We start from the raw sequence: 10,196 nt of genomic DNA on the forward strand, positions 1-10,196 counted from the left end.
ACATTATCCCTCCTGTAACCGCTCATGGCGCCTATGAAACGCGAGGTCTTTCTCGATCATATCCGGGATGAAGACCGTCCATGGGATGTGATCATTATCGGGGGTGGAGCTACCGGCCTGGGCGCCGCCGTGGATGCTGCGTCCCGCGGATACCGGACGGTTTTGCTCGAACAGGCCGATTTCGCCGAAGGCACGTCAAGTCGCAGCACAAAACTGATCCATGGCGGCGTCCGATACCTGAGGCAGGGCAACGTAGCGCTTGTCCGTGAAGCATTGCGCGAGCGCAGCCGGCTCCGCGACAATGCGCCGCATCTGGTGCGCAATCTGAAGTTCATGCTCCCCGCCTATTCCCGGTGGGAACGCCCGTTTTACGGCCTGGGACTGAAGACCTACGACCTGCTGGCGGGCCACCGCTCCTTCGGGAAGTCGCACCTGCTTTCGCGGGCGCGGACGCTGGAGGAACTCCCCGGCATAGAGGCCGGCGGACTGTGCGGCAGCGTCGTTTATCATGATGGTCAGTTCGACGACGCCCGTCTGGCCCTGACTCTGGCCCGCACGGCCGCTCGCCACGGGGCCGCAGTGGTCAATTACGCCCGTGTCGTCGGACTGCTCAAAGCACAAAACAAGGTAAATGGGGTCGTAGCCCGCGATCTTGAATCCGGCCAGGAGCTGCATCTGCACGGACACGCCGTCGTGAACGCCTGCGGCGTCTTCGTGGACGCTGTCAGGAAGCAGGACAAGCCCGGCAGCTCCGATCTTGTGCGCCCGAGTCAGGGCATCCACCTTGTACTCGATCGATCTTTTTTTCCCTCCCGGCACGCGCTTCTGATCCCCAGGACAAAAGACGACCGCGTACTCTTCGCCCTCCCCTGGCATGGGCGCGTACTGCTGGGCACTACCGATACCCCCGTCAGCGCGCCGGCGCTCGAACCGCTGCCGCGCGCCGACGAAATCGAATATCTGATAGACCATGCGGCCCATTATTTCGAGCGCCGTATCGCTCCGTCCGATATACTGAGCGCCTTTGCCGGATTGCGCCCCCTTGTCAATGCAGGCAACACGTCGGATACCGCTTCCATCTCGCGCGATCATGTCGTCCGCATTTCGAAGTCAGGCCTGATTACCGTCACGGGAGGAAAATGGACCACCTATCGCAAGATGGCCGAGGATGTCATTAACGCGGCTGTCCGGGTAGGCGGGCTGGACGCTCGACCGTGCGTAACCGCCAATCTGCGGCTGCACGGATGGCAAGAGCCCCGCGAGGACGGGGAAACCCTGCAGGCGTACGGGTCGGACCAGGCGGAGGTCGAGGCGGTCATAAGGGAAGTAGAGAATGGGCAGGAACGGCTGCATCCCGATTTGCCCTATCGCCGCGGCGAAGTCCATTGGGCAGCGCGGCATGAAATGGCTCGCACGGTCAGCGACGTGCTTGTGCGCCGCATTCCCGCTCTGCTGCTGAACCGCCATGCGGCCCTCGCGTCCGCGCCGGTGGTGGCGCGCATCCTTGCGCAGGAATTGGGACGCGACGAAGCCTGGGTGGCAGCACAAGTCCAGGCGATGCGGCAACAGGTAGCCGCCTGCCTGCCCGCGCCATACGGGACTCCGTCTCCTGTTTCCACCACCGGAACGGCATCGTCCGACCCAAAACGGAACTTGTCAGAGTATCCCTAACAAAATGGAGTGCATCCCATGACTATCTCCGTCATTCTGATCCTGGCAATACAGGTCGTCGTCGGTCAGGTTCAGCCCCCCTTCGACATCCAGGGACACCGGGGCGCCCGGGGCCTGCTGCCCGAAAATTCCACCGCCGGCTTCTTGCTTGCGGTAGACCTTGGCGTAACCACACTCGAGATAGATGTCGTGGTCTCAGGGGATTCTACGGTCGTCGTCTCCCACGAGCCATGGATGTCGGAGACGATCTGCAGCGACGCAACGGGCCGCGCCATTACGGACGGCAGAAGCCACAACATCTTTCGCCTTTCCTACGAGGCGGTCGCGCAATACGACTGCGGCAGTCGCGGGCATCCCGACTTTCCGCGCCAGGAAAAGCAGCCCGCCGTAAAGCCCAGGCTGGTGGACGTGATCAATGCAGTCGAGAAGCACACCGCAGAACACGGAATTGAACCGCTGCAATACAACATTGAAATCAAGTCACGCCCGGAATGGGACAGCGTCTTTACGCCGGCTCCTCCTGTATTTGCGCAACTCGTGCATGACGCAGTGACCGCCACGGGTATCATGGACCGCGTCACTGTCCAGTCCTTCGACATACGTTCGCTTCAGGCTGCGCACAGGACCCGCGCCCGCTGGAAGCTGGCGCTGCTTGTGGCGTCAGAAACAGACCTTGCGTCAATCCTTGACCGGCTTGGCTTCACGCCCGAGGTGTATTCCCCTTATTTCCGTCTGGTAGATGAATCTACCGTACGTGACGCGCACGCCCGAGGCATGCGGATCGTCCCGTGGACCGTGAATGAGGTCTCCGACATGAAGCGGCTGAAGGCTCTTGGGGTAGACGGGCTTATAACGGACTATCCGGACCTTGCCCGGACGGTTTCGGATCCATAGTCCGGCAGCGGGCCCGCACCCGTCCGTCAGGTCGCTTCCTCTCCGGCGTATTCCCCTACGGGCGGACATGTGCAAACCAGATTGCGATCCCCGTGGGCATCGTCGACGCGCCCCACGAAGGGCCAGAACTTGTGCGCACGGGTCCATTCCGTCGGAAAAGCCGCCGTTTCCCGACTATACGGATACTCCCAGGTATCGGACGTGACCATCCGCGCCGTATGCGGGGCATTCCTGAGTACATTCTGCTCGGGATCCGCCTCCCCCTCCTCGATTTGCCGGATCTCCTCCCGGATACATTCGAGCGCTTCGCAAAAACGATCCAGTTCTTCTTTCGTCTCGCTCTCCGTCGGCTCGATCATAAGCGTACCCGGAACGGGGAACGAGACGGTCGGCGCATGGAAACCGTAGTCCATCAGGCGCTTGGCCACATCGCGCTCGGAAATACCCGCGCTGCGGCTGAAAGGACGCAGATCGAGCAGAAATTCGTGCGCACACCGGCCAAAGGCTCCCTTGTACAGCACCGGGTAGCTCTTTTCGAGACGCGCCATCATGTAGTTGGCGTTCAGAATAGCCAGTTTCGTCGCCCGAGCCAGCCCTTCCGCCCCCATCATGGCGATATATGCCCATGATATGACCAGAATATTCGCGCTGCCGTACGGAGCCGCCGCCACAGGTCCCACGGCAGCCTCTTCATCCCCCTCTCCGGGGAGCGGCGAGCCGGGCAGAAACGGCGCAAGATGCTCCGCTACACAGATCGGGCCCATCCCCGGCCCCCCGCCGCCGTGCGGAATGCAGAACGTCTTGTGCAGATTCAGGTGGCACACATCCGCGCCGAAATCGCCGGGGCGGCACAATCCCACCTGGGCGTTCATATTGGCTCCGTCGAGATATACCTGTCCCCCGTGCTCGTGCACGATGTCGATAATCTCCCGGATGTCTTCTTCGAACACCCCGTGCGTGGACGGATAGGTGATCATCAGCGCAGCAAGACGGTCCGAATGCGCTTCCGCGGCATGGCGCAGCGCCTCCACATCCACATTGCCCGCCTCGTCCGTTTTGACCACGACCACCTGCATGCCTGCCATCACGGCGCTGGCGGGATTCGTTCCGTGGGCCGATTCGGGGATCAGGCACAAGGTGCGGCGCCCCTCCCCTCGGGATTCGTGCCAGGCCTTGATGACGAGGAGACCCGTATATTCCCCCGAGGCGCCCGAATTGGGCTGGAAAAAGGTGCGTGCGAAGCCGGTAATCTCGCTGAGCCAGGCATCCAGTTCTTCGATCAACGCGGTGTACCCCTCTGCCTGATCTGCCGGGACATAGGGGTGCAGCTCACTGAAACCCGGCAGGGTAATCGGCAGCAACTCGGCGGCGGCATTCAGTTTCATCGTGCACGATCCCAGGGGAATCATGCTGGTCGTCAGGGACAAGTCTCTGGATGCAAGGCGTTGCAGGTAGCGCATCATCTCCGTTTCGGAACGATACCGGTGGAACACCGGATGTTCGAGAAATGGCGTGGTGCGCTGCAAGGGGCCCGCATACGCAGCCGGCGTTTCCGGGGCAAGCGCCCCCACCGACACGCCGTTCCGATCGCCGGCAAAGATATGCAGAAGCGTATCCACCTCTTCGAGGCAGGTGGTTTCATCGAGGGCCACACCGAGTGAATCGTCGTCGTAGCGGCGCAGGTTGACGCTGTGCCGCCCGGCGTTCCGGAGAATGTTTTCCGCGCTACCCCTCCTCGGATCGATGCGCAGCGTGTCGAAGAAATGTGCATGCCGGATCTCGTGTCCGAGACGATCCAGGCCATTTGCGAGCAGTCTGGCGAGACCGTGTATCCGCTCGGCAATGGCGCGCAGTCCGTCCGGCCCATGGTAGACCGCGTACATGCCGGACATGATGGCGGGAAGCACCTGCGCCGTGCAAATGTTGGAGGTCGCTTTGGCCCGCCGGATGTGCTGCTCACGGGTCTGGAGCGCCATTCTCAGGGCGGAATTTCCGTGCGCGTCCACTGACACGCCGATGATTCGTCCGGGTATCTTGCGCTTGAACGACTCGGTGGCAGCCAGATAGGCGGCATGCGGACCGCCGTAGCCCATGGGCATCCCGAATCGCTGCGTGGTCCCCACCGCAACATCCGCTCCGAAGTCGCCCGGCGGGGTCAGAAGCGTCAGACTGAGCAGATCGGCGGCTACAACCACATGCGCCTGCGCGTGGTGCGCCTGCGCGCACAGGTCCGAATAGTCGCAAATGGCTCCGTCGGTGGTCGGGTACTGCACGAGCGCTCCGAACACCTCGTCGCCGAACGTGAAGGCGCGCCAGTCCCCGACAATCACCGTGATGCCGAGCGGTTTTGCCCGGGTTTGCACCACCCGGATCGTCTGGGAATGACAGGCTGCATCCACCAGAAAAATGCGAGGGTCCCGCCGGGCCGAACTCCGGGCCAGCATGGTCATGGCCTCGGCGGCAGCGGTCGCTTCGTCAAGCAGCGAGGCGTTGGCGATAGGCAGCCCGGTCAGGTCCGCCACGGCGGTCTGAAAATTCAGAAGCGCCTCCAGCCGGCCTTGCGAGATTTCGGCCTGGTAGGGGGTATACTGCGTGTACCAGTTCGGATTTTCCAGTACGTTGCGCCGGATCACCGCAGGCGTCACCGTATCGTGGTACCCCATCCCTATGTATGACCGGCCGAAGCGATTCCTGTCGGCCAGCACATGCGCTTTCACAAGAAGGTCCCGTTCGCTGAGGGCTTCGGGCAAATCAAGCATTCCATCCAGACGGATATCCGCCGGGATGGTGCAGGCGATCAGCTCATCCAGCGAGGAACACCCTACGTGTTCGAGCATCCCTCGGATGTCTTCTTCGGTCGGCCCGTTGTGTCGCTCTGCAAAGCGGTCGGTAGAGGAAAACGCGGTGGGCATGGTGGGTTGAAACAGGTATGCGGAGCGTCTAAGCGTTGTTATTGTCGTAACAGGATAAGCGCTACTCGTCCCGTGATTCGCGACGCAATCGGTTGAGCGCTTGTGCAGCGGCTTCCTGTTCGGCCTTTTTCTTGCTCTGCGCCTGGCCGCGGCCATACGCTTCGCCGTGCAAGACAACGTCGATCGTAAATGTCCTCTCGTGCGGCGGGCCTTCTTCGCGCGCCACGTGGTAGTGGGGCTGGGGCCATCCGAGCGCCTGCACATGTTCCAACAACAGACTTTTATAATTGTCCCGAACTTGCGCAAGATCGTTCAGATCGAGTCGTGCAAACATCCTGGTCCGGACGAACGTACGGGCCGCTTGTTCTCCCAAATCGAGATACACCGCCGCGATGACGGCTTCAAGCGTATCGGCGAGAATAGCCGTGCTGTCACGGCCTCCGTCCCGCCCCACGGCGTCACTCATCACAATCATATCTCCGAGCCCCAGTTCGGAGGCAAACTGCGCCAGAGCCTGGCCATTGACGATCCGGGCCCGCAAGCGCGTCAGAAAGCCCTCGTCGCCGTCCGGAAAATGATGATAAAGATGTTCCGCCGTTATGGAATCGAGTACGGCGTCGCCCAGAAACTCGAGCCGCTCGTTGGAAGCCGTATGCTCCTCGCCGACGGTGTCGGAAAGAGAGGAACGGTGCCGCAGAGCCTGCTCGTACAGTTCCATCGTGCGGACGGGCATCCCGACCAGTTTTTCTATGTCGGCGCGTGACGCGCGCGGCCTTTCCGCTACCGGTTTTTCGGCCGCTTTCCCGCCGTGCGCTTCCGATGCGCTCCGGAATCGCCGGAAAAAAGCAAAAAGACCTTTTCGAGAGGAGGTCAAGACGCAGAAAATGTTAAGGATACTCTGATCAAAACCGCTTCGATCAGCGCTTCACGTTCGTGCGTAAAAGATATTATAATTGCATCGTTGAAATTAGGGGAAAACCCTTGCGGATTCGGGGCAGTGCGGGCGTGAAGCGCCCTTCGGGAGGCTGAGAGGGGGACACCCTGCAAAATACGCCGGGGCAAGGACATACCGAACCCTTTCCCGGAGAATGTTCGGCTTCTCCGTTGCCTCTTCGCAGATTCTTCGTTTGCGATGGTACACGGTGTCTTGCTATGCTGTCTATGTTCTTTGGTATACGCTTGTCAGGTTCCATGCCCCCGATTCGTCGGATAAGGGTTGGATAACAGGGAATCCGGTGCGCGCCGCAGGCGCTATTCCGGAGCTGTACCCGCAACTGTAAGCCGCGCCGATATACCGGTCACGACGCGTCGCGCCACTGTTCCTTCGAATGGGAAGGCAAGACGCCGAGCCGGAAGTCGTAGGGCGCGGCAAGCCAGGAGACCTGCCTGCAGGCTTATCTGCCGCAAACCTTCGGGAATCAGAGGTTCGTGTGGTGGTCTTCCTGCCCGTCTGCCCGGGTTTTCGCCGGGCGATCCTTACCTTCCGGGTCGAGCTCATCCCGATCCTCATAAAACTTCGGGATGTTTTATGATCGCTCGCCTTCGCGCCCTTCACTGGGCCCTCCTTGTTCTATTCGTTTTTTCCGGATACCCGGCCGCATCGTTCGGCCAGATCGCGGATTCCGTGTTCGCCCTGAAAGAAATCACGGTGTCCGCCTCGCGGATCGGGGTGCCCGCGTCGCGGGCCCCGCAGCGCATCACGGTGCTTGGGCAAGCGGAAATCGCGGCCACCGGCTCCCGTACGGTCGCTGATATACTGTCTGCCCGCTCCGGATTTTTCATCCGGCAATACGGACAGGGGTTGGCTACCGTCTCCCACCGGGGCGGAGCGGCGGGGCACACACAGGTATTGATCGACGGCATGCGTCTGTCCGATGCGCAAGCCGGCCAGTTCGATCTGAGCCTGCTTCCGCTCCATCTGTTCGATTCCATGGAGGTGCTGCACGGCCCCTCCTCCTCCGTCTATGGCGCGGACGGGATGTCCGGCGCCGTGTACCTGCGAGGCGCCCGGGGCGGAGGCGGGCGTGCGAGCGTGGCTACGGAAGTCGGGGCCTGGGGAGAACTGCTGACATCAGCGGGCTGGGCTTTCGGCAAAGGCAGCGTATCCGGCCTCGTTTCCGGGGAATACCGCCGCAGCAAGGGGGATTTCCCGTACCAAACGGAGGCCGGAGAAGAGATGCGGCGCGAAAACTCGGATCGGGAGGGCTGGTCCGTCATGGGCACGCTGCAAGGCCGCACAGGCCGGCATACGCTTCGCGGCGCATTCTTCCACATAGATTGGCAACGACATCTTCCGGGCTCGTCCGTGTTCGGACCTCAGGGAGAACAGCAATGGGATACGCACTCGCGCCTGTGGCTGGAAGATGCGGTATCGCTGGGCTCCGGGGCCCTTGTGCTGCGCGGATTTATGCATCGGGGGAAACTCCGGTACCTGAACCCTCACCCTGTATGGGGACAGGACGTTACCGGGCGTACCACGACGAGTAGACTGGAAGCCGCGTACCGGTTGCCTGCAGGAACCCATCTGGATGTATCCGTCGGGGCTACCGCCGGATACGGCGCCGCCGATAACCCCTCTCTGGAATCGTCGGTCTCCGAATTCAGGTCGGGCGCTTTCGTTTCGGCGGCGGGCGCGTACGGGCGCTGGCGGATCTACCCGGCGGTTCGGTTCGATACCTATCGCGAAAGCGACCGCACCCTGTCGGCGCTCAGTCCGCGCCTCGGAATCAATGTACAGCCGGTCGACCGATTCCCGCTCTTCGTAAAAGCGAATGTCGGCGGCGGTTTTCGGGTGCCTACCTTCAATGATCGGTTCTGGGCGGGCGTCGGCAATCCCGATCTGAAGCCCGAACGATTGTACTCGGCGGACGCGGGCCTGCAGGTTGACGGGCGGGCCGTGCAATTCGAGGTGTCTGCGTACGCCGCGCGGTATTCGAACAGAATCATATGGACGCCCGACGACGAGGACGGCTTCGTATGGTCGCCCAAAAACCTGGCAAAGACCCGGGCGCTGGGCATCGAAACGTCGATCTCCGCACGCGTGAACGAAGAACTGACCGTGGGGGCGCTGCATACCTGGATGCACGCCGTCGACCGGTCGGATTCGTCTTCTCCCGCCTATAACGAGCGGCTTCCTTTTTTACCGGCGCACCTCGTGAAGCCCTATGTGTCGGCGAAGTTCGGACGGGTCAGCGTAGACCTGCACGGTCGATTCATGGATCGCCGTTTCACGACGCCGGGGGACAAAGAGAACAGCCTCGACCCGGCGTTCGTTGTCGGCGCACAGGTAGGCTTCGTCTGGAATGCCGGACCGTTCAGCGGACGGCTTTCGACGATGGTCGAGAACGCTTTCGACGAGCAGTACACCATCGTCGGAGGATTTCCCATGCCGCCGCGTCACGCGCGCCTTCGCCTCGTGCTGCAAACCCGCTGAGGCACCGCCTTCGCGCCCACGGACTTATGCACGGCCTGGGCCCCCTGCCCTTTCGTCAGGAGACAGACAAGTCTTATTCTACGCATAATTTGCGGAGAATAATCGAAAGGGTATGTCTATATTCGACGGCCCGTTTGAAAAGGGCTGAAAACCAGTCTGCCTGCCGGAATTCTGCTCTTTAATCAGAGTAGGACAGACACTTTCTCCGCATGATATGCGGAGAATAATTGGGGATATGTCGATATGCGACAGCCCGTTTGAAGAGAAAAATAGAAACTTATATCTTCAACTTGCCAAACCAGTAAAAGAGAAGAGAACAACATGGAATTGAAACGATCTTTTACAGCGATTGCTTTTTGTGTTTTGGCCTTTGTCGTAGGCGTGTCGCAACAAAAAGCGATAGCGCAAGAAGCGCCGGCGCCAGAACAACAAGCCCTGACAGCATTGGAAAAGGCTACTGAGGCAATGGGGGAGCCGATAAAATTTGACGGCTTCATAAGCGGCTGGAACATAGCAAAGATGTATTGGGACGAAGAAGAAGCATTGCAGGAAAAACTCACGGAATGGCAGAACGACGCGCTGGATTTGAGCGAGAGAGTTGTGGAAGCGGAGAAATTGATAGAAGACTGGCGAAATAAAGTGGAAGAATTGCGGGAATTGCTCAGTGAGGGAGCCGACCCCGACATGGGAGAGGAGTTGTATTCACTTGTTACGGATTCGTGGCTTGATGGAGCGGAAGGTTTGGAAGAAGCCGCAAACGAAATGGAAATGGCGATTAAAGAAAGCGATACGGATGCATCAGCGACTACGGAAGAATAGATGTCAAGTTCAGGGTGTCAAGCTAAAGATATAATTCCCAAAGACATGAAAACCGGGGCATCTGCGGGTGGCCTGCCCTTTCGTCAGGATAAGGGCTCTGGCCCGCCCCGAAATGCCGTATTTCTCCGGGCCGGAGTGTGTCAGGACGGCAGAATATGAAATTGGCACGCCGTTTGATAGGGCCGGGGCGTTCCCTTTTTCGTAACACAACCTTTTTCGCAACCCAAATCGTCCGGTTTCCGCCGGAAGGAGGAAAAAAGAACCCATGACCAGCATAACCCCGATAGGCGACCGAGTGGTCGTGCAGCCGGAGGCTGCCGAGGAGAAGACATCGAGCGGCTTGTTCATTCCCGACACGGCGCAGGAGAAGCCGCAGCGCGGCACCATCCTGTTCGTGGGTCCCGGCCAGGTAGAGAACGGCAAGCATGTCGAGATGACCGTAAAGGCGGGAGACACCGTGCTCTACG

7 protein-coding genes and 1 riboswitch are annotated in these 10,196 nt (G+C 60.4%); of the genes, 5 read left to right on the plus strand and 2 right to left on the minus strand.

Features of this window, described 5'->3' with window-relative positions; translation table 11 throughout:
- Nucleotides 1-33 precede the first annotated feature (33 nt).
- Complete coding sequence (locus tag F4Y00_04265; protein ID MYE04169.1) at nucleotides 34-1,671, plus strand: glycerol-3-phosphate dehydrogenase/oxidase; 1,638 nt, start codon at nucleotides 34-36, stop codon at nucleotides 1,669-1,671.
- An 18-nt stretch (nucleotides 1,672-1,689) separates the two neighbouring features.
- Nucleotides 1,690-2,565, plus strand: coding sequence for a glycerophosphodiester phosphodiesterase (locus F4Y00_04270; protein ID MYE04170.1), 876 nt, complete (start codon nucleotides 1,690-1,692; stop codon nucleotides 2,563-2,565).
- 26 nt (nucleotides 2,566-2,591) lie between these two features.
- Here the strand turns inward: F4Y00_04270 and gcvP are convergent, their stop codons facing one another.
- Nucleotides 2,592-5,477 (minus strand): aminomethyl-transferring glycine dehydrogenase, encoded by a 2,886-nt coding sequence (gcvP, locus tag F4Y00_04275; GenBank protein ID MYE04171.1) that lies wholly within the window; start codon nucleotides 5,475-5,477, stop codon nucleotides 2,592-2,594.
- A 61-nt stretch (nucleotides 5,478-5,538) separates the two neighbouring features.
- The gene (gene rnc, locus F4Y00_04280) at nucleotides 5,539-6,210 is read right to left on the minus strand and encodes a ribonuclease III (GenBank protein ID MYE04172.1); all 672 of its coding nucleotides are present in this window, start codon (nucleotides 6,208-6,210) and stop codon (nucleotides 5,539-5,541) included.
- Between the two features lie 434 nt (nucleotides 6,211-6,644).
- Nucleotides 6,645-6,882: riboswitch (cobalamin riboswitch) on the plus strand.
- Between the two features lie 123 nt (nucleotides 6,883-7,005).
- On the opposite strand from rnc, the gene F4Y00_04285 reads away from it, so the two are divergent.
- From F4Y00_04285 to F4Y00_04295, 3 genes are all read left to right on the plus strand, one after another.
- A complete protein-coding gene (locus tag F4Y00_04285; protein ID MYE04173.1) occupies nucleotides 7,006-8,910 on the plus strand; it encodes a TonB-dependent receptor in 1,905 nt (634 codons plus the stop codon).
- A 321-nt stretch (nucleotides 8,911-9,231) separates the two neighbouring features.
- The gene (locus F4Y00_04290; GenBank protein ID MYE04174.1) at nucleotides 9,232-9,729 is read left to right on the plus strand and encodes a hypothetical protein; all 498 of its coding nucleotides are present in this window, start codon (nucleotides 9,232-9,234) and stop codon (nucleotides 9,727-9,729) included.
- A gap of 265 nt (nucleotides 9,730-9,994) precedes the next feature.
- On the plus strand, nucleotides 9,995-10,196 hold a 202-nt coding region (locus F4Y00_04295), incomplete at its 3' end, for a co-chaperone GroES (protein ID MYE04175.1).

The organism is Bacteroidetes bacterium SB0662_bin_6, assembly GCA_009839485.1.
GTDB lineage: Bacteria > Bacteroidota > Rhodothermia > Rhodothermales > VXPQ01 > VXPQ01.

What these genes read in the sequence shown, in the direction of transcription:
- F4Y00_04265 (MYE04169.1), top strand. Translation starts at nt 34, where the DNA reads ATGAAACGCGAGGTCTTTCTCGATCATATCCGGGATGAAGACCGTCCA.
- F4Y00_04290 (MYE04174.1), top strand. Translation starts at nt 9,232, where the DNA reads ATGGAATTGAAACGATCTTTTACAGCGATTGCTTTTTGTGTTTTGGCC.
- F4Y00_04285 (MYE04173.1), top strand. Translation starts at nt 7,006, where the DNA reads ATGATCGCTCGCCTTCGCGCCCTTCACTGGGCCCTCCTTGTTCTATTC.
- rnc (MYE04172.1), bottom strand. Translation starts at nt 6,210, where the DNA reads ATGCCCGTCCGCACGATGGAACTGTACGAGCAGGCTCTGCGGCACCGT.
- F4Y00_04270 (MYE04170.1), top strand. Translation starts at nt 1,690, where the DNA reads ATGACTATCTCCGTCATTCTGATCCTGGCAATACAGGTCGTCGTCGGT.
- gcvP (MYE04171.1), bottom strand. Translation starts at nt 5,477, where the DNA reads ATGCCCACCGCGTTTTCCTCTACCGACCGCTTTGCAGAGCGACACAAC.